Origin of the sequence: Pseudomonas sp. ADAK7 (assembly GCF_012935675.1) — a bacterium.
Lineage (GTDB): Bacteria > Pseudomonadota > Gammaproteobacteria > Pseudomonadales > Pseudomonadaceae > Aquipseudomonas.
This window is the reverse complement of the sequence record NZ_CP052861.1, coordinates 4508889-4532986: the sequence shown is the minus strand read 5'-3', so window position 1 is coordinate 4532986 and position 24098 is coordinate 4508889. Positions and strand designations below refer to the sequence as shown.

Sequence of the window (24098 nt, the reverse complement as noted above, 5' to 3'; positions counted from 1 at the left end):
CCCCTCGCCACAAAAGCGCCCACAGTGAATCGCCGCTAGGGCTTACGGGCGATGATCACCTGACTTTTCGCCACCACCGCATCCAGCGCCTGCTTGATCTGCGCGCCCCGTGGCGAATCGAGGATCGCCTGCCAAGTATTGGCCCAGTGGTTGAGCAGCGGGTGGTCGGCGTTGCTGAAATCGACCTTGGCTTCCCAGAACAACAGCATCCACATCGACCAGTAGAAGCCGTACTGGCTATGGCTCAGTACTTCCAGCCCGGCGTTGCTGACCATTGCCTTGAACTGTTCTTCGCTGATGATGCGAATGTGGTTGGGCTTCTGGAAGTACTCCGGCGCGGCGATGTCCTTTTGCAAATCCTCGGAGCTTGGGTGCGGGACGCTGAGCAAGTACAGCGCCCCCGGCTTGCCGACCCGCACCAGCTCGGCGAGGAACTGTGCCGGATCGTCGACGTGCTCGATGACTTCGGTGGACACCACGCGCGTCGCGGTCGCATCAGCGATCGGCAATGGGTTGCAGTCGGTGACGTGGCATTCGACGCCGCGGGCCGGGGTGTCGCCCAGGCGCTGGCGAGTCGCTTCGACCTTGGCCCCATCGATGTCGGCAATGATGATTTTGGCCCCGCGCATGCCGCAGAAATGCACGTTGCCGCCGTCACCGCAGCCGACGTCGAGCAAGGTGTCCTCGGCCGTCACCGGGAAACCGGTGAACAGCTCGCCGGTTTCCTGGTTGAACCAGCCGCTGAGCATCGCATCGTGCAGGCCGAGCATATACGGGTCGACCTTGTCGGCGACCGGTGCCACGGGCTGCGCGGGAGCGGGCGCGCCCGCCGTGAGTTTCTTCAAAATACTCAGCATGAGGTAGCTCCAGAGGATGTGACGGCAGTTCGGGACGTGCTCAGGCGTTGCACCAGCGAGGCGCCGCGATTGCGCATGGGCATTTCGACGAAGCGGTAATTGAATTCGCTTAACAGGGCGATCAGCCCGCCAGCGATCAGGATGGTCAGGATCGGATGGCCGCCCGGGCTGGGCAGACCGGCCGCCTGCAAGCGGAAGATCAGCTCGCGCACCAACGAATAGGCGGGAATGTGGATCAGGTAAATCCCGTAGGAGCGACTGCCGACCCACACCATCAGATTTTTCAACAGGCCCCGTGGCAACAGATAGTCACGGTCGTAGGACGCGACCCACACCAGCACCGCGCCGAGCACGGCAATCGCGCCGATCCGGTAATGAGTGAAGGTGAAGCGATCAGTGGCCATCACACTCAGCGCCAACGCCATCAGCACCAGGAACGACACCCCGGCCCAGGGCCGGCGCAAGAAAGTCGGCTCCCAGCGCACATAATCCGGGCGTGCACTCCACATCGCCAACAGGATGCCGAGGGCCAATGCGTCGGTGCGCACCACCATCAGGATCGGCGTGCGCAAGGTCAACAACTGCACCGCGACCAACGCCAGCAAGGCCCAGACCAGATGCTTGCGACACAGCAGGATCAGCAACGGGAACAGCAGGTAGAACTGCTCCTCCAGCGACAGGCTCCAGTAAACGAAACTGGTGCCGTACTCATAGTTATAGAAGCTGTCGGCAAAGCGGAAGTTGGCGTACTGCGCGACCCCGGCCAGCGTCGCCTGCAGGTTGGCGTGCAACGTGCCGAACGCCCCGGAACGGTTGATCAACACGCAGGCCAGCAGCATCAGCGCCAGCCACAGCCACGCCGACGGCAACAAGCGAAAGGCCCGGCGCAGCCAGAAGTTGCGCGTCTGCTGCCAGTATTCCTGGCGTGTGCGGCAACCTTGCAACGCCGGGATCAGGCTGCGGGCGATGACGAAACCCGAGATCGCGAAAAACAGATCGACGCCCCACCAGGGCTGCCCCCAGCCGTGGATTTTTTCCAGCAGCGGCACCGGGTCGGTGAACAGACTGCCCGTCAGGTGATGGAACAACACGCCGAGCACCGCAATGCCGCGCAACAGCTCGATGTCCATGATCCGTTTGCTGGTCATGTCTCGGGGGTTTCCACGGCAGATGCAGCGCGGGTTTCGAACAAATCGGCAAAAAAGACGTTCAGGCGTTGCTCGGCGGTGGCCTGGCTGCAGAAGGTCTTGAGACTGGCCACCGCATGGGCGGACATCTGTGCATAACGTTCGGAATCACCCTTGGCCACCTCATAGCTGGCCCGGTACGCCGTGCACAACGACGCCCAGTTGGTGATGTAGCGCAACGTGCGAAAGGCCCGGCGCGGGTCGTGGGGCCAGGCCGTCAGTTCGTCCGTGGTGTCGATGAGGAACGCGTTGTCAGCATCCAGGTAATCGAGCATCGCCGTCGTGCGCGGCGCTACCGCCGGTTTGCCGCAGGACATGAACTCCATCAGCGGCAGGCACTGGCCTTCACCATAGGCGGTGTTGACCACGTAGCTGGTGGCCTCGACCAGGCGCTCGTAATCCGCATCCGCCAAGTAGCCATAGATCAGCACGATGCGGCAGCGGTAAGACTGGTTTTTGTACAAGTGATGAAGGATGTCGGCCAGCGCTTCCTCGGCATCGTGGTGGGTCAGTTTGAGCACCAGGGTCGCGTCTTGCGCTTCGCGGAAGGTCACGCAGAAGGCACTGAGCATGTCTTCCCAATTCTTGCGCCCGTCGCTGGGGTTGAACACCGAGGTGTAGATCACGCCGTCGAGGACGATCTCGTGTTCGCTGGCCGGCGCCTCGAAATCGATGCCCTCGCCGCTGCGCAAGTGCTCCGGGCCGAAGGCTTGCAGATCGAGTTGACGGCTGTCCGCCACCACCCCTTTGATCTTCAACGCCACCTGACGGGCCAGCGGCTGACGCTGCAACTGCGCGCCACGGGCGGCGAAACGGTCCCACACCGGCGCGGGCACGGCGACGATCGGATAATCCGCGCCCATCGCCTCGCGCACGGCGTTAACCGTGTAGCTGGAGTGCGTGATGGCCGCGCCTGAAGCCCGCAACACGGTGCGCCAGTCATTGCGCGGCTCACCGGCGAACGGTTCGTTGGGAATGGTGCTGAACTCCCAGGCGAACACCGCCAGGGTCGGACAGGCCAGATGTACCGGCGTGCGATGGGGCGGCGAGAACGACAGGAATACGCAGTCTTCGCCGCGAGCCAGGCAGTCGAGGTACAGGGCATCGACTTCGGTTTGCGGATCGCTGACTTCGATGACCTGCCCCAATCGTTCCAGCACAGGCCGGTATTCCTTGAGCACGAAGTAATAGCTGTACTCCGAACGACCGAGATTTTTGGCGATGGTGTGCCGGTTGGTTTCCGAATGAATGATGATCAGCATGAGGCGTTATCCATCACGGTTGCCGACGTCGATGCCTGTGGCGCCAGCCCGAAGAAATCCGCCAGGCGTTGCTGCACCGGGGCGAACCCGCAGTAATCGTGCATGCGCTCGACAGCGGCCCGGGACATGCGCTGGTAGTCCTGCGGTTGCGCCTTGGCCATCCGGTAGCTGTGTTCGTAGGCGCTTTTCAGCGAGCCCCAGTCCGGCCGATAGCGCAGGGTGCGGTAAATGATGCGAGTGTCTTGCGGCCAGATGGTCAGCTCTTCGCTGGACTTGAGCACAAACGCCACGTTCTCGTCGATGTAGTCCTCCATGGCCGTGTGGTTCGGGGCGATCACCGGTTTGCCACTGGCCATGAACTCCATCAGCGGCAGGCACAGGCCTTCGCAACGTGAAGCATTGACGTAAAAACTCGCCGCTTCGTAGAGCCGGGCGTACTGCGGATCGTCCAGGTAGCCGTGCATCACCACCACCCGACAGGCGAACGGCGACAACTGCGCGAGCAACGTCATGAGTTCGTCGTAGTAGGACGACAGATCGCTCTGGGTAATCTTCAACACCAGCGTGGCGTCATCCGTTTCGCGGAAGGCCCAGCAGAAGGCGGTGATCAGTTGATGCCAGTTCTTGCGACCGTCCCTGGGATTGAACACGGTGGCGTAGACCACGCCATCGACCCGGGTTTCGACTCGGGCGGTGGTGTCCGGCCACACTCGTGGTTCGGGCTCGGGCACGGCAATCGTCTGCGGGCCGGCGATGGCCGGCAGGTACTCGGCCAGTCGCGCATGGGCGGTGTCCGACAGTAGATCGCGGACGCCTTCCCAATACCACTGGCTCAGGAAGTGCGTGCGATGGACCGGGATCGGCAGTGATTTGCCCATGTCCCGACGCCACATATGCAGGTAGTGGCGGGCAATGACGAAGCGCCGTTTCAGGGTCAGCGGTGGCGGCTTCGCCGCTTCCAGTTCGGCTTCCCGCGCCGCCAGTTCCTCGGCGGTCGGCGGCACCGGAATCAGCGCATCGGCACTGAGCCCGAGGGTGCGGGTGTCGAAGATGCAGCCCTTGATGTCCAGGGTCGAACCGGGGTTCACCGGTGCGCTGGTATGTCGACTACGAATGTCGGCGAAGTTTTCCCACAACGGCGTCGGCAAGACCAGCACCGGGAAGTCTTCGCCCATGGCCCGGCGAATCGCCCGGGCGGTATGACTGGAAAGCGTAATGACCCGCCCCTGGCGCGCGAGCATCTGCGTCCAGTCCTGGCGGGGGTCGTTGTCCCACTGCTCATCGGGAATCGAGTCGAACTCCCAGGCCACCACGCAAATCGTCGGGCATTCCAGGTCGTCCGGGGTTTTCTGCGGTGGCGTGAAGGACAGGAACAGGCTGTCTTCGCCAGCGGCGAGCAGTTGTCGATAGAGGGGGTCGACCTCGGCGACAGAGGACACCACATGGACCCGTCCCAGGCTTTCGAGCACCGGCCGGTACGCCTTGAGCACGAAGTAGTAACTGTATTCGGGACGACCGAGGCTCTGGCTGATGGAACTGTCGTTGACGTCCGAGTAAAGAATGAAATTCATGGCATCCCACGATGAAACCGCCAACCCGGCGGCCCCACTCTATGACGGCAAAGCCACGGATCGAGTCGGTACTTACCGGCCGTCGTCCATCGTCTTCTTGCCCGTCTACGTTCTTGTTTTAATGGTCAGCTTCGCGGGGTCTGGAAACGACTTTCGTAACACCCCGGACGAACGCTGGATAATCGTGACGAGGGGCATTCTAAACACATCCGTTGAGGATTCGTGAACCGCCCGGCGAGAATAAATCAAGCTACGCTGACGAGAACTGACCAGTCACGGTTGGACCTGTTGAAATTGCCGAGCAATTGGCACAGATTGGCTACCAAACAACTACAACAAATCACTTCGCCTGCCTTTCGACCAGGAAATCCACCCGGTCTGACAGACATCTCCGTAAAGCCTGTGGGGAATGGACGAAGTGAATGACCAAGGGGCCGCTGTTTGAAAAAGCGTCTGTTCGTTACGGGTCTCAGTGGATTCGTAGGACAACACATCCAATCCCGTCTGAAGGCTGATGCCGCGGAATGGGAACTTCTGCCGGTTCCGTCCCGGTACGATCTCGGCGAGCCCGGCAGCCTCGAAGGCCTGTGGCCCGAGATGCCCGACGCGGTCATTCACCTGGCCGGCCAGACGTTCGTTCCCGAAGCCTTCCGGGATCCGGCGCGCACGCTGAACATCAACCTGCTCGGCACCCTGAACCTGCTGCAAGCCCTCAAGGCTCGCGGGTTCAACGGCACCTTCCTGTACGTCAGCTCCGGCGACGTCTACGGCCAGGTCAGCGAAGCCCAATTACCCATCACCGAACTCCAGCCGCCCTGCCCGCGCAACCCGTATGCCGTGAGCAAACTGTCGGCCGAATTCCTCAGCCTGCAATGGGGCCTGAGCGAAAGCTGGCCGGTGCTGGTCGCCCGCCCGTTCAACCACATCGGCACCGGGCAGAAAGACAGCTTCGTCATCGCCAGCGCCGCGCGCCAGATCAGTCGAATCAAACAAGGCCTGCAAGCGCCACAACTGGAGGTCGGCGACATTGATGTCAGCCGCGACTTCCTCGATGTCGGCGATGTGGTCTCCGCCTACCTGGCGTTGCTTGAGAGGGGCACGCCGGGACAGGTCTACAACATTTGCTCGGGGCGCGAGCAAAGCATCCGCAGTCTGATTGAACAGCTAGGGGACCTCGCCCAGGTCGACATGCAATTGATTCAGGACCCTGCGCGTCTTCGCCGCGCGGATCAGCGTCGCGTTTGTGGCAGCCATGCCAAGCTTGCCCAGACCACAGGATGGACGCCTGAAATCACAACACAACAATCCCTGCGGGCGATCCTGTCCGACTGGGAGAAACGAGTAAAAGAACAATGACTAAAAGTGCACTGATCACAGGGATCACCGGCCAGGATGGCGCGTATCTGGCCAAACTGCTGCTCGACAAGGGCTACAAGGTCCATGGCCTGGTCGCACGGCGCAGCAGCGATTCGCGTTGGCGCCTGCGCGAGATGGGGGTCGAGGGCGACATCGTTTACCTGGACGGCGACATGGCCGATGCCTGCTCGGTACAGCGCGCGGTGATCAAGTCGGCGCCGGATGAGGTCTACAACCTGGCGGCGCAAAGTTTCGTCGCCGCGTCCTGGGACCAACCGGTGACCACCGGCATCGTCGACGGCCTGGGGGTGACTCACCTGCTGGAAGCGATCCGCCAGTTCAGTCCACACACGCGTTTCTATCAAGCGTCCACCAGCGAAATGTTCGGCCTGATCCAGGCCGAGCAGCAGGACGAGAACACGCCGTTCTACCCGCGCAGCCCTTACGGCGTGGCCAAGCTCTACGGCCACTGGATCACCGTGAACTACCGCGAAAGCTTCAACCTGCACGCCAGCAGCGGAATCCTGTTCAATCACGAATCGCCGTTGCGTGGCATCGAGTTCGTGACCCGCAAGGTCACCGACGCTGCCGCGCGCATCAAGCAAGGCAAACAGCACGAGCTGCGCCTGGGCAACATCGACACCAAGCGCGACTGGGGCTTTGCCGGTGACTACGTCGAAGCCATGTGGCTGATGCTGCAACAGGACAAGGCCGACGACTACGTGGTCGCCACCGGCGTGACCACCACCGTGCGCGAAATGTGCCGCATCGCCTTCGATCACATTGGCCTGAACTACCGCGACTACGTGAAGATCGACCCGGCGTTTTTCCGCCCGGCCGAAGTCGACGTGTTGCTCGGCAATCCGGCCAAAGCCCAGCGTGTACTGGGCTGGAAGCCAAAAACCGATCTGGATACCTTGATCCGCGCAATGATGGATGCGGACATGAAACGCGTCGCCAAGGAGTAGGCCATGCTGATTCCTGTGATCCTCTCCGGCGGTGCCGGGACCCGTTTGTGGCCGGTATCGCGTGAAGGCCATCCGAAGCCGTTCATGACCCTGCCCGACGGCCAGTCGCTGCTGGGCAAGACGTATCGGCGCGCGGCAGGCCTGCTCGATGGCTGGGGCGACATCGTCACGGTGACCAACCGCGAGTATTACTTCCAGAGCAAGGATCACTATCAGGACGCGCAACTGGCCCGCCATCGCGGCCACTTCCTGCTGGAGCCGACGGGCCGCAACACGGCCCCGGCCATCGCCGCGGCGGCGTTGTCGCTGCAAGCGCTGCACGGTGACGAGGCGATCATGGTGGTGATGCCGGCCGATCACCTGATCGTCAATGTCGAGGCGTTGCAGAGCGCGGTCGAGCATGCGGTGACGCTGGCCAAATCCGGGCATCTGGTAACGTTTGGCGTGGTGCCGACGGCGCCGGAGACCGGCTTCGGTTACATCGAGACCGGCGCCCCACTGGACGACAAAGGCGCGGCCAAGGTCCAGCGTTTCGTCGAAAAACCCGACCTGCAAACCGCGACCCATTACCTGGAAAGCGGCAACTTCCTGTGGAACTCGGGGATGTTCTGCTTCTCGGTGGCCACGTTGCTGGCCGAGTTGCAGGTTCACGCCCCCGAGTTACTCGAACAGACCCGTGCCTGCATGGACGTCAGTGCACCGGTGGAAACCGGTGGCTGCCTGCAACAGGAGCTATCGCCGGCGCTGTTTGCCGAAATCACCGACATCTCTATCGACTACGCCTTGATGGAGCGCTCGGACAAGGTGGTGGTAGTGCCCGCCGGTTTCGACTGGAGCGATATCGGTTCCTGGAGTGCGCTGGCCGCGTTGATACCACCGGATGCGCAAAACAACCGCGCCAGCGGCGACGCCGTGTTTGTCGACAGCCACAACAACTTCGTCCAGAGCGAAGGCCGGCTGGTCGCCGCCGTGGGTGTGGATAACCTGATCATCGTCGATACCGCCGACGCGGTGCTGGTGGCCCATGCCGACCGGGCCCAGGATGTGCGCCGGGTGGCCAAGCAACTCAAGGACAAGCAACACGAAGCCTATCGCCTGCACCGCACCGTCAGCCGGCCTTGGGGCACCTATACCGTGCTCGAGGAAGGCAAGCGTTTCAAGATCAAGCGCATCGTGGTCAAGCCGGGCGGCAAGTTGTCGCTGCAAATGCACCACCACCGCAATGAACACTGGGTCGTGGTCGAAGGCATGGCCAAGGTCACCAACAACGGCACCGGCACCCACCTGGTGGCCAAGAACGAATCGACCTTCATTGCCGCCGGGCACAAGCATCGGCTGGAGAACCCGGGGGTGATCGACCTGGTGATCATTGAAGTGCAAAGCGGCGAATACCTGGGAGAGGACGACATCGTCCGCTTCGAAGATCAATACGGCAGGACGGTTTAAATGCTGCTTTCCCTGTACCGCTCGCTGTGGGGTTATCGGGGGTTCATCCTCGGTAGCGTCCAGCGAGAGTTTCAAGCGCGTTATCGCAATTCGCTGTTCGGGGCCCTGTGGCCCGTGCTCAATCCGCTGTCGATGATCATCGTCTACACCGTGGTGTTTTCCCAGATCATGCGCGCGCGCCTGCCTGGGGTGGATGACGGCATGGCCTACAGCGTTTACCTGTGTGCCGGCCTGCTCGCCTGGGGACTGTTCACCGAAATCACCCTGCGCAGCCAGAACATGTTTCTGGAAAACGCCAACCTGCTGAAGAAAATCAGTTTCCCGCGGATCTGCCTGCCGGCGATTGTATTGATCAACGCCAGCATCAACTTCGCGATCATCATGAGCCTGTTCCTCGGCTTTCTGCTGATCACCGGACGCTGGCCGGGCACGGCGATGCTGGCACTGATACCGTTGATGGCGTTGCAAATGATGTTCTGCGCCGGGCTGGGGATGGTGCTTGGCGTGCTGAATGTGTTCTTCCGCGATGTCGGGCAACTCTTCGGCATCTGCCTGCAATTCTGGTTCTGGCTGACGCCCATTGTGTACCCGATCAGCATCCTGCCGGACTGGGTCCAGCGCCTGCTGCAACTCAATCCGCTGACCAACCTGATCGCCAGTTATCAAAACCTGTTCCTCTACGGGCAATGGCCGGTCTGGAGTTCGCTGCTGCCGATTTTCATCACCGGTGTGGTGTTCTGTCTGATCGGATTGCGGCTGTTTCGCCAGCGGGTCGGCGAAATGGTGGATGAACTCTGATGGGGCATATTCGCGTCACTGGCCTGGGCAAGGCCTACAAGCAATACCCGAACCGCTGGAGCCGACTGGCCGAGTGGCTGATCCCGTTTTCTCCTCTGCGCCACCACCAGCACTGGGTGCTGCAAGACGTCGAGTTCGAGATTGCCTCCGGTGAAGCGGTGGGCATCGTCGGGGTTAACGGTGCGGGCAAAAGCACCCTGTTGAAGATGATCACCGGCACCACCCAGCCCACGTGCGGCAAGATCGAAACCGTGGGCCGCGTCGCGGCGCTGCTGGAACTGGGCATGGGCTTTCACCCGGACTTTACCGGTCGCCAGAATGCGTTCATGGCCGGGCAACTGCTGGGCATGCAGGTCGCCGAGATTGAAGCGCTGATGCCCGAGATCGAGCACTTCGCGGAAATCGGCGACGCCATCGACCACCCGGTCCGCACCTATTCCAGCGGCATGCAGATGCGCCTGGCCTTCAGCGTCGCCACCGCGCGGCGCCCGGACATCCTGATCGTCGACGAAGCGCTGTCCGTGGGCGATGCCTACTTCCAGCACAAGAGCTTCGAACGCATCCGCAGCTTCCGCAAGGCCGGCACCACCCTGCTGATCGTGTCCCACGACCGCTCGGCGATCCAGTCGATCTGCGATTCGGCGATCCTGCTCAAGGACGGTCGCATGGCCATGCACGGCAAACCCGAAGCGGTCCTGGACTATTACAACGCCTTGATGGCCGAGCGCGAAGGTCAGGTCGTGCGCCAGGAAATGCTCGCCGGCGGCGAAGTGCAAACCGTCTCCGGTACCGGTGAAGCTGGCATTCTCAGCGTGCGCCTGCTGGACGAAAACGACCGCTCCATCGACGCCGCCGAGGTCGGGCAAGCCGTGGTGCTGGAAGTGCAGGTCGAAGTGCGCCAGAACATCGAGCGCCTGGTCCTGGGCTTCATCCTCAAGGACCGCCTGGGCCAGATGATGTATGGCATCAACACCCATCGCCAGGACAAGGCGCTGACCGATCTGCACGCCGGCGAACGGTTCACCTATCGCTTTGCCTTCGTCATGGGCCTGGGCAAGGGCAACTACTCGGTGTCCCTGAGCCTGTCGCGGCTGGACTCGCACCTGGATCGCAACTACGAATGGCGCGATTACGGGCTGGTGTTCCACGTGATCAACAACCGGCATGAAGACTTCGTCGGCTGCTCGTGGCTGGCGGCGAAAACCACCGTTGCCCGCACCGACTCGACTGTCACGGAACGTTCGCCATGACCCGTCTACTGGTGGAGTGCACCCACGTGTTCCAGCACCCCAAGGTCAACTCGGGCATTCAGCGGGTGGTGCGCAATGTCGTCAATCAACTGCCGCCCAGCGTGGACGGGGTGGAGTGTATTCCGGTGGTGATGCTCAAGGGCAAGCTCTATCGAGTGCTCAAGCTCGGGGCCTTGAACATACCGTTTTTCGATCATTTGATGATCTTTGGCGGGCGTCTGGGTCGGCTGGCCCATCGTTTCTGGCAGTTGCACCAACGCCTGCACAACCGCAGCCATTCGCGGGTGATCAAGCGTTTGCTGCACGTGGCCTACCGCGTCACCGCGATCACTTGTTTCAGCCTGCCGTTGCGCCTGATCGACGGCCTCAACCAGTACCAACTGCCCAAGCGTTGTGCGCCGCTGCAACATCAACCCGGGGATCAACTGGTGTTGCTGGATTCCTCCTGGCATACCGACTTCTTCCCGTTTGCCGAACAGCTCAAGCGCGAAGGCGTAGGCATTGTGTCGGTGATCTACGACTTGATTCCCCTGACTCACCCGCAGTTCTACGACACACGGCTGGTGCAGGTTTTCAACGAGTGGTTCGACTGGATCATTAAGACCGCCGATGGCTATGTGGCGATTTCCGCCACGGTGCGCGACCAGGTGCGTGAAGAGTTACAACGGCGGATCGGCCCGGCGAAAGCCGACGCCTTGTGGTTCGACTATTTCCACCTCGGCTCCGAACTCGACCTGCGCGAAGCCAATGCTGCCGTCGAGCCGCGCCTGCGGCGAATGTTCGACTCCCCGGAGCCAGTGTTCCTGATGGTCAGCACCATCGAACCACGCAAGAACCACGACTACCTGCTGGACGCCTTTGAACTCGCCTGGGCGGCGGGTTCCAAAGCCCGGTTGTGCATTGCCGGGCGCATCGGCTGGAAGTGCGACGCCCTGCTCGCCCGGGTGCGCAATCATCCGCAGTTGAATAAACGGTTATTCATGTTCAACGACCTGAGCGATACCAGCCTCGAATACGCTTACGCCCACGCCCGTTCGCTGGTGTTTCCGTCTTGGGTCGAAGGCTTCGGCTTGCCCCTGGTGGAGGCCATGCAGCGCGGTTTGCCGGCGATGGGCAGCGATATCCCGGTGTTCCGCGAAATCGGCGGCGAGTTCATGGCTTACTTCGACCTGGCCACGCCGCAAAGCCTGGCGGACCTGGTCACCCGTTTCGAAAGCAGCGGCCAATTCCCGGCCGCCCGCCACGTCGCAGACTGGTACTGGATCAGCTGGCGCGAAGCCAGTGCGCAACTGGCTGAACGGACCCTGCGTAACCTGGAAGCACTCCCGGCCGAGTCAGAGAGGCAACATGCAAATTGCCCTTAACGCCCGGATCCTCCAGGCCCCGCGCACCGGCATCGGCCACTACGTCGCCGAGCTGGTAGGCGCCCTCGCCTGCGAGCCGGACGTCGAGCTGGCGTTGTTCCACGGCTGGGGCTGGAGCTCTACGCTCCCCGACGCGGCCATGCCCGGCTATTCGCGACTGACTCCATTGCTGCGGCAAATTCCCGGGGCCTACCAGGCGCGACGCTGGCTGGCGCAGAAACGCTTCGATCAAGGTCGCCCGCCGTCGATCGACCTCTATCACGAACCCAGTCTGTGGCCGCTGTCGTTCGACGGCCCGACGGTCATCACCTTGCATGACCTGACACACCTGCATTACCCCGAGACGCAACCACCGGCACGCCTGCGCGAAATCGAACGGCGACTGGCTGAAGGCGTGCAGCAGGCGCAGTTGATTCTGACCGACTCGCAGTTCATTGCCGACGAGGCCCAGGACTTTTTCGCCCTGCCGGCCGAGCGTTTCATCGTTGCACCGTTGGGTGTGGCGGCACGTTTCCATCCGCGCGACGTCACCGACATCGACGCGGTGCTCAAGGCCCATGGCGTCGAGGCGCGGGAATATTTCCTGTGCGTCGGCACTCTGGAGCCGCGTAAAAACCTGACCCTGGCCCTGCGCGCCCACGCCTTGCTGCCGGAGGCGCAGCGCCAGCAATTTCCGCTGTTGATCGTCGGCATGGCCGGGTGGCAGCGTGAGCAATTCAGCGAAGAGTTGCGTCAGGCGCTGGCCGCCGGTCACGTGTGTTTGCTCGGTTATCTGCCGGACGAGCATGTGGCACAACTACTGGCCGGGGCGCGGGCGCTGATTTTTCCGTCGATTTACGAAGGCTTCGGCCTCCCCGTGCTGGAAGCCATGGCTAGCGGCACCCCGGTGATCCTGGTGCGACATTCGGCGATGCCGGAGGTCGCCGGCGCGGCGGGCAACTATATTGAACCCGACGATCCACAAGGCTTGCGCGATGCCATGAGCCGACTGATCGACGATAAAACGCATTGGCAGGTATGCCGAGAAGCGGGACTGCAACAAGCGAAGCTTTTTTCCTGGGAGCGTTGCGCGAAGATCACAGCTCGCGCCTACCGCCAGGCTTTGGGAGGTTGAATGCGCGTACTTCATTTTTTCAAGACGTACTTGCCCGACTCCGTGGGGGGTATCGAACAAGTCATCTTCCAGCTCTGCGAAAGCGGCGCCCAACACGGCATCGAGGGTCAGGTGCTGACGCTGAGCACCGACCCGACACCGCCAGTGGTGCAACTCGGACAGCACGAAGTGCATCGAGCCAGACTCGATATTCAGTTCGCCTCCACCGGGTTTTCCTGGAGCGTGTTCAAACAATTTCGCGAACTGGCGGCCGAAGCGGACGTGGTCAATTACCACTTCCCCTGGCCGTTCATGGACCTGGTGCATTTCGCCAGCGGCATGAACAAGCCCTGCGTGGTCACCTACCACTCGGACATCATTCGCCAGAAACACCTGCTCAAACTCTATCGGCCACTGATGAACCGCTTTCTCGCCAGCGCCGACCGCATTGTCGCGGCCTCGCCCAACTACCTGCACACCAGCGATGTGTTGCAGCAGTTCCAGGACAAGACCCGAGTCATTCCCTACGGCTTGAACAAGGCCGGTTATCCACAGCCCGATAGCGCGCGCATGGACCATTGGCGGCAGAAGCTTGGGGATAAGTTTTTCCTGTTCGTCGGCGTGATGCGTTACTACAAAGGCCTGCACATTCTGCTCGACGCCTTGAAAGACGTGGACTACCCGGTGGTGATCGTCGGCGCAGGACCGCTGGAAGCAGAACTGCACGCGCAAGCTGCGGCATTGGGTCTGCGCAACATTCACTTCCTCGGCCGGTTGGGCGATGAAGACAAAGTGACGCTGCTGCAACTGAGCTACGCCATCGTGTTCCCGTCACACCTGCGTTCCGAAGCGTTCGGTATTTCGCTGCTGGAAGGCGCGATGTATGGCAAGCCGATGATCTCCAGCGAGATTGGCACCGGCACCAGCTACATCAACATCCACAACGAAACCGGGCTGGTGGTGCCACCGAGCAATCCACTGGCGTTCCGCGAGGCGATGCGAACCTTGTGGGAAAACCCCGTTCGCGCGGCGGAGATGGGGGTGAAGGCGGAGGCGCGGTATCGGCAGTTGTTTACCGCCGATGAGATGGGGCGCAAGTGGACGGCGCTGTATCAGGAATTGCTGGAAGAGAAATCGCTGTCCTATGCCTGAACCCGCCACAACCTGTAGGAGCCGAGCTTGCTCGCGATGGCGGCTCCAGATGCACCATGGTTGTCGACTGATACACCGCTTTCGCGAGCAAGCTCAGCTCCTACAAGGGATCAACGGGTTATAAGTCCAGCACCAGTGGCTGCGAACTCTGGGCCGGAATCGCACAACAAATCAGCACCTGCCCGGCATCCGGCACCTCCGCCGGGGGCTGTGGATAATTCACCTGGCCGCTGATCAACCGGGTCTTGCAGGTCCCGCACGAGCCGCCGCGGCAACTGAATTCCGGACGCAAACCCCGGCTCTCCGCCAGCTCCAGCAAACTGCCGCCGTCCGGTTGCCAGCGAGCCTCCTTGGCCGAGCGCTGGAACACCACCGGCACCGATGTGGTGGCAGCAGGCGGTTGTTCGATGACGATGGCGTCCGGGTCCGGCCGCCGACGCAATGTCGAGGGGCCAAATGTCTCGGCGTGAATCCTCGAATCGCGGACATCCAGCTCCCGCAAGCCGTCGTACAGCCCTTGGGTGAATGCCCCCGGCCCGCACAGGACAAAATCCACTTCATCGAAGTCTTCGACCTCAAGCATGCCGTGCAGCAACGCGGTGTCGATGCGTCCGGTCAGGTCGAAGTCCTCGCCCTCCCGTGCCTCGGGTTCCGGCTGACTGAGCAAGCGCAGCACGCGCACGGTATCGCCAGCGCCTTCCAGCAAACGGTCCAGCTCTGAACGAAACGGTTGATCGGCCAGGGTCCGCGAACTCTGGAAGAACCAGGTCGGCCGAATGTGCCGCGTGCGCCAGCCCTGATAAACCACCTCGCGCACCATCGACAGCAACGGCGTGATGCCAACGCCGGCGGCCAACAACACTAATGGCCGCCGCTCGTGGGGCGCCACGGTGAAGTGCCCCTGGGGTGCGCGGGCTTCCAGCACATCGCCGACGCGGATCTGTTCATGCAGGTGCGAAGAGACCAAGCCGTCGCGCTTCACGCTGATGCGGAAAAAGTCATCGGACGGCGCACTCGACAGGCTGTAGGTGCGGATATGCACCTCATTGCCAATCTTGAAGCGCAGCGGCAAATGCTGCCCAGCCTGGAACACCGGCAATCCGGCGCCATCGGCGGGCTCCAGATAGATCGAACGGATGTTCTGGCTTTCCGCTTCGATGCGCGTCACCCGCAGTGGCCGCCAGGCATCACCCAGGGCTTGTGCTTGCAGACGAGCGGCGGCCTGTTCCCAGGTGCCGGTCATCAAACTGTTGGGCGACATACCGTCGAAACGCCAGCGCAGGGCCAACGCCGCAGGCCGGCGCACGACGCGTTCAACGTCCAGCGTCCACAACCGCTCGGCGCCCTGGAAGGCCTCGATCTGCGGGCCGTCGAGGATCACTTCGGTACGCCCGCTGAGCTGCAGCAGGTCGCCGGAATTGAAGTCGATGAACAGCAAACCGGCCTGCGGATTGACCAGCAGATTGCCCAAGGTATTGAAAAACAGGTTGCCGGCAAAATCCGGAATGGTCAGGCGATTGCCTTCGATGCGGACGAAACCGGGCTGGCCACCGCGATGGGAAACGTCCACCGAGCGTTGGCCATCGACGTCCACGTAACTGGCGACAAACAACGTATCGGCCTGGCTGATCATGGCGCTGGCCGCATCATCCAGCGCGTTGAGGTGCTGGGCGACGCGGGTCGACGGATCGGCCAGCGGCACCGAGCGAAACTGCCGCAGTTGAATGTATTGCGGGCAGTTGCCGAAGGACTGTTCCACCAAAACGCCGAAGCCGCCCGTGGTCATGGCGCCGACTCGACCGTTGAGACGATTACGCCGCCGTGTGTGCAATTCGATGCCCAGCAGGCCAATCGCGGCCCCGGCCTGCAACTGTGCCGGATCATCGGCCGCCGGCAAGCGCTCGAACTGCAACCCGGCAGGCGCAGGAGAATGCGCGAAACCCGGCGGCCCTTCGAGGATGCTTGCCCACGGGTGACCGTCCGCATCCACCGCGCCGTACAGCATGAACGGCAGTTGCTGATAGAACTGGCGATGCTGGTCCGGCATCTCGCTGCGAATCACCCTGCGACCCAGGGTTTCCATGCGCTCGGCAACACCCACTTGCTCCTGCAACTGTTTCTCGCCGGCGTGCCACGGTGAATGTTCCATCACAGCCTCTCCCTTGCGCCCAAGGCGCAGTGTGAACAGCTCAAGAAGGTCAGGCGGTTTGTTGCAGGCCAGCGACGGTGCGCGGCATGCCGACAAACCCGGGCAAGGCTTCGATCCGTGCCAGCCAGGCACGCACGTTGGCGTAGTCCGCCAGGGACACATTGCCTTCCGGGGCATGGGCGATGTAGCTGTAAGCCGCGACGTCGGCGATGGTCGGCTCGTTGCCCACCAGATACTCGGCGTTGGCCAATTCCTGATCGATGACCTTGAGCAGGTCATGGGCGCGGGCGATCGCTTCTTCAGCGTTGTAAGGCGCACCAAACACGGTGATCAACCGAGCTCTCGCCGGGCCAAAGGCAATCTGCCCGGCCGCCACCGACAACCAGCGCTGCACTTTGGCCGCGCCGACCGGGTCGGCGGGCAACCAACGGCCGTTGCCATACTTCTGCGCCAGGTACACCAGGATGGCGTTGGAGTCGGCCAGTATCACGCCTTGATCATCCAGCACCGGTACTTGGCCAAACGGGTTGATCGCCAGGAACTTCGGCTGTTTATGCTCTCCTTTGGCCAGATCGACCAGGATCAGCTCGGTCGGCAGTTGCAGCAACGACAGCATCAACTCGGCACGGTGCGCGTGGCCGGAGCGGGGGAAGTTGTAGAGTTTGATGGCGTGCATGAGCGGCTCCGCTGGGTGATTGCGCCGTTCAGACCTTGAACAGCAACGATGGGGGCCATCATCTACCCATCGCCAAAACAACAGAATCACCAGCCAATGCAATCCATTATTTCAGCCAGCGCAATAAACCGTCAGCCTTGCAAGGCCGGGTGCTCACGCAGGGCCTTCACCGCAAAATCCACAAAACTGCGAATACGCGCCGGGGCTTTGCGTCCGCCCTGGTAGACGATGTGGATCGGCAGCGGCGGGAGTTCAAAGTCCGCCAGGACGATTTCCAGTTCCCCGGCCGCGACTTTGCGCGCCACTTGATAGGACAGAACGCGGGTCAACCCCAAGCCCAGGCTTGCTGCATTGATGGCCGCCTGATTGGACGTCACCACCAGCCGCGACTCCGGACGCACGCCGAGCGGCTGCCCGCTATCGAGAAAGGGCCAGGTCCTTAGCTGCCCGATGGCCGATGTGGCAACGACCGGCACGCCGTTTAAATCCTGGGGATGACAAGGTCGACCATGGGCATCCAGATACGTCGGCGATGCACAGATCACCCGCCGTACCTCACCCACGCGAATCGCGTGCTGGTTGCTGTCGGGCAACTCACCAATGCGCACAGCGACATCGATGCCCTCCTCGACCATGTTGACGATGCGATCCACCAACACCCCGTTGATCGTGACATCGGGAAACTGGTTGAGGTAATCGACCATCACCGGCGTGACAAACAACTCGCCGAACAACACCGGCGCCGTCACGGTCAGTTGCCCACGGGGTTGCGCGTGACTGCCTGCCGCCGAATCCTCGGCTTCCTGCACCTCGGCGAGAATTCTCCGACAATCCTCCAGATAACGCTGGCCCGCCTCGCTCAAATGCACGCTGCGGGTGGTGCGCGTCAGCAGCAGCGTGCCGATGCGTTGCTCCAGCGCCGCCACTGCGCGGGTGACGCTGGCCGCCGACATGCCCAAGCGCCGCGCCGCCGCCGAAAAGCCCTGGTCCTGGGCGACGGCGGCGAAGACCTGCATTTCCTGGAAGCGGTCCATCGATGAACTCCTGAGCGCTGAAAAACCCGAGGCCGAGTGTTCACGATTGGCCCTGGATTCGCGGGAAGATGGTTTTTGCTGGCATTCTGATTATTGTGACGTATAACCCTGAACGTTCGCGCTTTCAATTATTGAGACCGTCTCCCGATGCCTTCCATTTACCAGCTCAAACCTGCCTTCCAGAATCTGTTGCGCCCGCTGGTGCAACGATTGTTCGATAACGGCACCACCGCCAACCAAATCACCGTGCTGGCCGCCGTCATTTCGGTAGCGGTGGGCGTGGCGATTGCCAGTTTCGCCCAGCACCCGTGGGTGTTTATGTTGATTCCGGTGTGGATGATCCTGCGCATGGCGCTGAACGCCATCGACGGTATGCTCGCCCGTGAGTTCGGCCAGCAGTCGCGCCTGGGTGCCTACCTCAATGAACTGTGCGATATCGTCGCCGACTGCGCGCTGATCCTGCCGTTTGCGCTGATTCCCGAGGTGAATCTGCTGGTTGTGTTGTTGGTCACGCTGCTGGCATTGTTCAGCGAGTACAGTGGCGTGCTCGGGCCGATGGTCGGCGCTTCGCGCCGGTATGACGGGCCGATGGGCAAAAGCGATCGCGCGTTTGTCCTCGGTGTCGTGGCCACCGGCATTGCCATTGGCTGGTTCAGCGCGTTGTGGATTAACGTTGTGTTTGGGGTGGTCGCCGTCCTGCTGGCATACACCTTGGTCAACCGGGTCCGTCAGGGCCTCAAAGAAGTGCAGGAAACCGCTCCCTCGGCATAAGGCCTCTTCAGCATAAGGCCGCTCTAGCATAAGGAAAGTGCAATGCGTGAACCCCAGCAGCAGACCTTCACCACCCACGACGGCGTCGAGCTGTTCTACCGTCACTGGCCGGCCACCGCCGCCAATCCCGACGAACCGCGCAAAGCCGTGCTGCTGTTTCATCGCGGCCATGAACACTCCGGGCGTATCGCCCACCTGGTGGATGAACTGGATCTGCCGGGGTTCGACTTCTTTGCCTGGGATGCCCGTGGCCATGGTCAATCGCCCGGTGCGCGCGGTGACAGCCCGAGTTTCGCCACCAGCGTGCGCGACGTGCAGACCTTCTGCGATCACCTGAGCGCCGCCCACCAGATCGACGAAGAAAACATGGCGGTGATCGCCCAGAGCGTCGGCGCCGTGATCGTCTCGACCTGGGTCCACGACTACGCGCCGCGCATCCGTTCGTTGGTGCTCGCCTCGCCCGCGTTCAAGGTCAAGCTCTACGTGCCGTTCGCCCGCTCGGGCCTGGGGCTGATGCGCAAGTTTCGCGGCAATTTTTTCGTCAACAGCTACGTCAAGGCCAAGTTCCTCAGCCACGACCCGGAACGCGTGGCGTCCTACGACAGCGACCCGCTGATCACCAAAGCGATTTCTGTGAACGTGTTGCTCGGCTTGTACGAAGCCGCCGACCGCGTGGTGGCCGATGCCCAGGCGATCCAGGTGCCGACCCAGTTGCTGATTTCCGGCTCGGACTTCGTGGTGCATCGCAAACCCCAGGAGCAGTTTTTCGAACGCCTGGGCAGCCTGAAGAAGGAAAAACACATCCTCCCTGGCTTCTTCCACGACACCCTCGGCGAACGTGATCGCGCCGTGGCGGTGGCCAGCGCCAAGCGTTTTATCCTGCAAAACTTCGACTATCCGCTGGACCGCGCTTCGCTGCTCGATGCCGACAAGATCGGCCTGACCTGCGCCGAATCCGAATCCCTCGCCGCCCCGCTGCCGCGCAACTCGTTGCGTGACCTGTACTGGCGCATGACCCGCGCCAGCATGCGTTTGGGCAGCAAAGTGTCCGAGGGCGTGAAGCTCGGTTTCGACACCGGTTTCGACTCCGGCAGCACCCTCGACTACGTGTACCGCAACCAGCCCACCGGCAAGGGCGGACTCGGGCGGATGATCGACCAGAACTACCTGAACTCGATCGGCTGGCGCGGCATTCGCCAACGCAAACTCAACGTCGAAGAACTGCTGCGCCTGACCATGGCCAAACTGCGCGACGAAGGTCGCCCGGTACGCATCGTCGACATCGCCGCCGGCCATGGCCGCTACATTCTCGAAGCCTTGCAAGGCGTCAGTCCGCTGCCGGAATCGATCCTGCTGCGCGACTACAGCGACATCAACGTGCGGGATGGCGGTGCGCTGATTCGCGATAAAGGCCTGGGCGACATCGCGCAATTTGTGAAGGGCGATGCCTTCGACCGCGCCGACCTGGCCGCGCTGGAGCCCAAGCCAACGCTGGCAGTGGTCTCCGGCTTGTATGAATTGTTTGCCGACAACACCATGGTCGGCGATTCGCTGGCAGGTTTGGCCGAAGCGGTGGAACCCGGCGGTTATCTGGTCTATACCGGCCAGCCGTGGCACCCGCAACTGGAACTGATCGCCCGCGCCCTGACCAGTCACCGTCAGGGCCAGGCGTGGGTGATGCGTCGGCGCAGCCAGGCGGAAATGGATCAACTGGTCGAAGCCGCAGGTTTCCGCAAAATCACCCAGCGTGTGGATGAATGGGGGATCTTCACTGTGTCCCTCGCGCAACGGGTGCAATGATGCCGGACGCCTCAAGCGCAAGAGAGCCGGGGTTGCTGAAACCGGCGGTGCTTTGGTTGCTGCTGCTGGCGCCGTTGTTTTTCGCCAGCTACGGCTTTGCCACGTGGTATACGACCCAGCGCAGCGATGTCAGCACCTTCGTTTTCGAGTGGGAAAGCGCCATGCCCTTTTGGGCGTGGACCATCGTCCCCTACTGGACAATTGATCTGCTGTACGGCTTTTCGCTGCTGCTGCCCAACAGCCGGCATGAACTCAAACGCCATGCCTTGCGCTTGCTCAGCGCCCAGGTGATTTCGGTCAGTTGCTTCCTGTTGTGGCCGCTGCGCTTCACCTTTGAACGGCCGGAGCTGGACGGAGTATTCGGCTGGCTGTTCGCGGTGCTGGCAGGGTTCGACAAGCCGTTCAATCAGGCGCCGTCGCTGCACATCGCACTGCTGGTGATTCTGTGGGTGATGTACCAACGACACTCGCAGGGCGTGTGGCGCTGGGTGGTGCATGGCTGGTTCGCACTGATCGGGATTTCGGTGCTGACCACTTATCAACATCACTTTATCGACTTACCCACAGGCGCCCTCGCCGGTTGGCTGTGCGTGTGGTTGTGGCCGCTGGATCGGTCTAGCCCGTTGAACAGCCTGCGGTTGGCCAAGGACCCGAAACGCTGGAGCCTGGCCGTGCGTTATGGCCTCGGCGCCGCCGTGTTCGCCATTCCAGCCTTTGGCCTGGGCGGCGGATGGTTGTGGTTGATCTGGCCCTCCGTGGCGTTGCTGTTGGTGGCGCTGAATTACGCAGTGCTCGACGCTGCCGGGTTTCAGAAACGCGCCGACGGCCGTCTGAGCCCGGCCGCCCGCTGGTTGTTTGCGCCTTACGTGGCGGCGGCGTGGATCAATTCACGGCTGTGGACTTACAAGCATCCACAGCCCAATGAGGTTGTGGATAACGTTTGGCTAGGCAGGCTGCCGAGTGCCGAGCAGTTGACGCCGTTTAAAGCGGTAGTCGATCTGTGCGCTGAGCTGTCGCTCGATCCCCGAGGTCGCGCTTATCAAAGCATCCCGGTCCTCGACCTGACGGCACCCAACGCAGAGCAATGTCTCGCCGCCGCCCAGGCCATTGAACAACTGCGCCAGCAAGGCCCGTTGCTGGTCTGCTGCGCGTTGGGTTATTCGCGCAGTGCCACGGCGGTGGCGGCGTGGTTGCTGCACAGCGGCCGCGCGAGCACGGTCGATGCCGCCGTGGCGATGATCCAGGCCGCGCGTCCGCGAGTGGTATTGCACCCGGCCCATCGTCAAGCGCTGGAGACTGCCTATGCCGGTTGATATGGAACTGCAGGTGGTCGCCAGTCTGCTGCGCCGAGGCCGTTCCCTCGATCAGTTGTCCACAGTGCTGACCGTCCTCGGGGTGTTGTTCGGTCTGTTGCAATTGCTGCTGATCACTCCGGTGACGTTCGGCCTGTTACTCAGTGCCTGGCTGATCGTCACGGGTTTGTGGCAAAAATATTGGGCGTTTCGCGTCGCCTTCGACGCGGATCTTTTTACCCTGATGGCTCGCGATGCTGACGCCTTGCCGGACCGCACTCAAGCCCTCGACCACGCCCTGCAAAGCCTCGGCCTGCAACCGGCCAACCGTGCCGGGCGGCCCTGGGCCGAGCGCCAGCGCGGAGCGCTGAGCCTGCTGCGTAAACAAGCTGTCCTACTGGCCGTGCAGGTGCTGCCGACATTGGCGGTGATCCTGGCCAGCCCTTGGCTGTCCTTCGCCGGATAAGGAAATCATTCATGTTCGAACCTGTGGTTGCCACCCTCATCACCTCCATGGCCCGCACCGTCACTGGCGCCCGCAGCCTGTGGATGGGCTGCGCGCCGGAACCGGTGCAGCGGATCTATTTCGCCAACCACAGCAGCCACGGCGACTTCGTGCTGCTCTGGGCCTCGCTGCCTCCCGCCCTGCGCAAACTCACGCGCCCGGTGGCCGGCAGCGACTACTGGAACAAAAGCGCGATCCGCCGCTACATCATCAACCGGGTGTTCAACGGCGTGCTGATCGACCGCGAGCGCAAAGACCCTGTGGATAACCCCTTACAGCCGATGCTTGATGCCTTGGCGACGGGTTATTCGCTGATTATCTTTCCCGAAGGCACACGCAATCCGGAAGACGGGCTGCTGCCGTTCAAAAGCGGGCTGTATCACTTGGCCAAAAGTTATCCACAGGCCCAAGTGATCCCGGTGTGGATCGCCAACCTCAATCGGGTCATGCCCAAGGGCCGAGTGCTGCCATTGCCGCTGCTGTGTACCACCAGTTTCGGCACGCCCCTGCAATTGGAAGAAGACGAGAGCAAAGAGCATTTCCTGACACGCAGCCGCGACGCGCTGCTGGCCCTCGCCCCGGAGCATTCCTGACATGGATAGACAAACCCTGATGCTGTTCGGCGGGATCGGCCTGATTCTGGTGCTGGCTTCGCTGATCGGCCTGATCCTCAAGTTGCGCACCCGCGGCACGCCGAACCCGGTTGTGGATAACCTCAACGCCCGCATCAATGCGTGGTGGGTGATGGTAGTGGTGATCGGCCTCGCCTTCTGGCTGGGCACCGGCGCGGTGATCCTGCTGTTTTACGCGGTGTCGTTCTATGCGCTACGGGAATTCCTCACCCTTACGCCGACGCGACGCAGCGACTATCCGGCGCTGGTGGCGGCGTTTTACCTGGCGTTGCCGCTGCAATACCTGCTGATCTATTTCGATTGGTACGGGCTGTTTTCGATCTTTATCCCGGTGTACGTGTTCTTGCTGCTGCCGATCCTCGCCTCGCTGGGCGGCGACAGCACGCACTTCCTCGAACGGGCGTCGAAAGTGCAGTGGGGCTTGATGATTGCAGTGTTCTGCGTGTCGTTCGTGCCCGCCCTGCTGACCCTGGACATCGCCGGTTATGAAGGCCGCAACCTGTTGCTGATCGCTTATCTGGTGATCGTGGTGCAGCTGTCGGATGTGTTGCAGTACGTGTGCGGCAAGTTGTTCGGCAAACACAAAATTGCACCCAACCTATCGCCGTCGAAAACCGTCGAAGGCTTTGTCGGCGGCGTGCTGCTGTCCTCGTTGATTGGCGCGGCGTTGTGGTGGACCACGCCGTTCAACCCGTGGCAGTCGTTCCTGATTGCCCTGCTGATCAACCTGCTGGGGTTTGCCGGCGGCATCGTGATGTCGGCGATCAAGCGCGATCGCGGCGTGAAGGATTGGGGGCACATGATCGAAGGCCACGGCGGCATGCTGGATCGGCTGGATTCGGTGTGTTTCGCGGCGCCGATCTTCTTCCATCTAGTGCGCTACTGGTGGACTTGAGAGCCTTGATCTAAAAGCCCCGTAACACTTTTCAGGTTCA

21 protein-coding genes are annotated in these 24098 nt (G+C 62.0%); 14 read left to right on the top strand and 7 right to left on the bottom strand.

Annotated elements, in window-relative coordinates; genetic code table 11:
• Positions 1–35 precede the first annotated feature (35 nt).
• Genes HKK53_RS20740 through HKK53_RS20725 form a run of 4 tightly spaced genes read right to left on the bottom strand, consistent with a single transcriptional unit; the run spans position 36 to position 4877 of the window.
• On the bottom strand, positions 36–857 hold the full coding sequence (locus tag HKK53_RS20740) for a class I SAM-dependent methyltransferase (RefSeq protein ID WP_169372372.1): 822 nt from the start codon (positions 855–857) through the stop codon (positions 36–38).
• On the bottom strand, positions 851–2005 hold the full coding sequence (locus HKK53_RS20735; protein ID WP_169372371.1) for an acyltransferase family protein: 1155 nt from the start codon (positions 2003–2005) through the stop codon (positions 851–853). The genes HKK53_RS20740 and HKK53_RS20735 overlap by 7 nt, the downstream gene beginning before the upstream one ends.
• Positions 2002–3306, bottom strand: coding sequence for a glycosyltransferase (locus tag HKK53_RS20730; RefSeq protein WP_169372370.1), 1305 nt, complete (start codon positions 3304–3306; stop codon positions 2002–2004). The genes HKK53_RS20735 and HKK53_RS20730 overlap by 4 nt, the downstream gene beginning before the upstream one ends.
• Complete coding sequence (locus HKK53_RS20725; RefSeq protein ID WP_169372369.1) at positions 3300–4877, bottom strand: glycosyltransferase; 1578 nt, start codon at positions 4875–4877, stop codon at positions 3300–3302. Before HKK53_RS20725 ends, HKK53_RS20730 begins: the two co-directional genes overlap by 7 nt.
• Positions 4878–5318: 441 nt before the next feature.
• Here HKK53_RS20725 and HKK53_RS20720 point away from each other — a divergent pair, with 441 nt between their 5' ends.
• The 8 genes from HKK53_RS20720 to HKK53_RS20685 are packed head-to-tail and all read left to right on the top strand — an operon-like array spanning position 5319 to position 14304.
• Positions 5319–6233 (top strand): GDP-mannose 4,6-dehydratase, encoded by a 915-nt coding sequence (locus HKK53_RS20720; RefSeq protein ID WP_169372368.1) that lies wholly within the window; start codon positions 5319–5321, stop codon positions 6231–6233.
• Complete coding sequence (gmd, locus tag HKK53_RS20715; RefSeq protein ID WP_169372367.1) at positions 6230–7201, top strand: GDP-mannose 4,6-dehydratase; 972 nt, start codon at positions 6230–6232, stop codon at positions 7199–7201. The genes HKK53_RS20720 and gmd overlap by 4 nt, the downstream gene beginning before the upstream one ends.
• 3 nt (positions 7202–7204) lie before the next feature.
• Complete coding sequence (locus HKK53_RS20710; protein ID WP_169372366.1) at positions 7205–8647, top strand: mannose-1-phosphate guanylyltransferase/mannose-6-phosphate isomerase; 1443 nt, start codon at positions 7205–7207, stop codon at positions 8645–8647.
• The gene (locus tag HKK53_RS20705) at positions 8648–9445 is read left to right on the top strand and encodes an ABC transporter permease (protein ID WP_169372365.1); all 798 of its coding nucleotides are present in this window, start codon (positions 8648–8650) and stop codon (positions 9443–9445) included. It begins immediately after the preceding gene.
• On the top strand, positions 9445–10695 hold the full coding sequence (locus HKK53_RS20700) for an ABC transporter ATP-binding protein (RefSeq protein ID WP_169372364.1): 1251 nt from the start codon (positions 9445–9447) through the stop codon (positions 10693–10695). The genes HKK53_RS20705 and HKK53_RS20700 overlap by 1 nt, the downstream gene beginning before the upstream one ends.
• A complete protein-coding gene (locus HKK53_RS20695) occupies positions 10692–12059 on the top strand; it encodes a glycosyltransferase family 4 protein (protein ID WP_169372363.1) in 1368 nt (455 codons plus the stop codon). Before HKK53_RS20700 ends, HKK53_RS20695 begins: the two co-directional genes overlap by 4 nt.
• Positions 12043–13173, top strand: coding sequence for a glycosyltransferase family 4 protein (locus HKK53_RS20690; RefSeq protein ID WP_169372362.1), 1131 nt, complete (start codon positions 12043–12045; stop codon positions 13171–13173). Before HKK53_RS20695 ends, HKK53_RS20690 begins: the two co-directional genes overlap by 17 nt.
• On the top strand, positions 13174–14304 hold the full coding sequence (locus HKK53_RS20685; protein WP_169372361.1) for a glycosyltransferase family 4 protein: 1131 nt from the start codon (positions 13174–13176) through the stop codon (positions 14302–14304).
• Between the two features lie 118 nt (positions 14305–14422).
• Here HKK53_RS20685 and HKK53_RS20680 read toward each other — a convergent pair whose 3' ends face one another.
• The 3 genes from HKK53_RS20680 to HKK53_RS20670 form a co-directional block, all read right to left on the bottom strand.
• Complete coding sequence (locus HKK53_RS20680; protein ID WP_169372360.1) at positions 14423–16453, bottom strand: 2Fe-2S iron-sulfur cluster-binding protein; 2031 nt, start codon at positions 16451–16453, stop codon at positions 14423–14425.
• 49 nt (positions 16454–16502) lie between these two features.
• Complete coding sequence (locus tag HKK53_RS20675) at positions 16503–17129, bottom strand: glutathione S-transferase family protein (protein WP_169372359.1); 627 nt, start codon at positions 17127–17129, stop codon at positions 16503–16505.
• A 131-nt stretch (positions 17130–17260) separates the two neighbouring features.
• On the bottom strand, positions 17261–18163 hold the full coding sequence (locus HKK53_RS20670) for a LysR family transcriptional regulator (RefSeq protein ID WP_169372358.1): 903 nt from the start codon (positions 18161–18163) through the stop codon (positions 17261–17263).
• 147 nt (positions 18164–18310) lie between these two features.
• Here HKK53_RS20670 and HKK53_RS20665 point away from each other — a divergent pair, with 147 nt between their 5' ends.
• The 6 genes from HKK53_RS20665 to HKK53_RS20640 are packed head-to-tail and all read left to right on the top strand — an operon-like array spanning position 18311 to position 24058.
• On the top strand, positions 18311–18934 hold the full coding sequence (locus HKK53_RS20665; RefSeq protein WP_169372357.1) for a CDP-alcohol phosphatidyltransferase family protein: 624 nt from the start codon (positions 18311–18313) through the stop codon (positions 18932–18934).
• Between the two features lie 42 nt (positions 18935–18976).
• A complete protein-coding gene (locus tag HKK53_RS20660; RefSeq protein WP_169372356.1) occupies positions 18977–20734 on the top strand; it encodes a bifunctional alpha/beta hydrolase/class I SAM-dependent methyltransferase in 1758 nt (585 codons plus the stop codon).
• Positions 20734–22047: a phosphatase PAP2/dual specificity phosphatase family protein gene (locus HKK53_RS20655; protein WP_169372355.1), complete on the top strand. Its 1314-nt coding sequence runs from the start codon at positions 20734–20736 to the stop codon at positions 22045–22047. The genes HKK53_RS20660 and HKK53_RS20655 overlap by 1 nt, the downstream gene beginning before the upstream one ends.
• Positions 22037–22492: a hypothetical protein gene (locus HKK53_RS20650; protein WP_169372354.1), complete on the top strand. Its 456-nt coding sequence runs from the start codon at positions 22037–22039 to the stop codon at positions 22490–22492. The genes HKK53_RS20655 and HKK53_RS20650 overlap by 11 nt, the downstream gene beginning before the upstream one ends.
• 11 nt (positions 22493–22503) lie before the next feature.
• Positions 22504–23124, top strand: coding sequence for a lysophospholipid acyltransferase family protein (locus HKK53_RS20645; protein ID WP_169372353.1), 621 nt, complete (start codon positions 22504–22506; stop codon positions 23122–23124).
• Between the two features lies 1 nt (position 23125).
• Positions 23126–24058, top strand: coding sequence for a phosphatidate cytidylyltransferase (locus HKK53_RS20640; protein ID WP_149659352.1), 933 nt, complete (start codon positions 23126–23128; stop codon positions 24056–24058).
• The last annotated feature ends 40 nt before the right edge of the window (positions 24059–24098 follow it).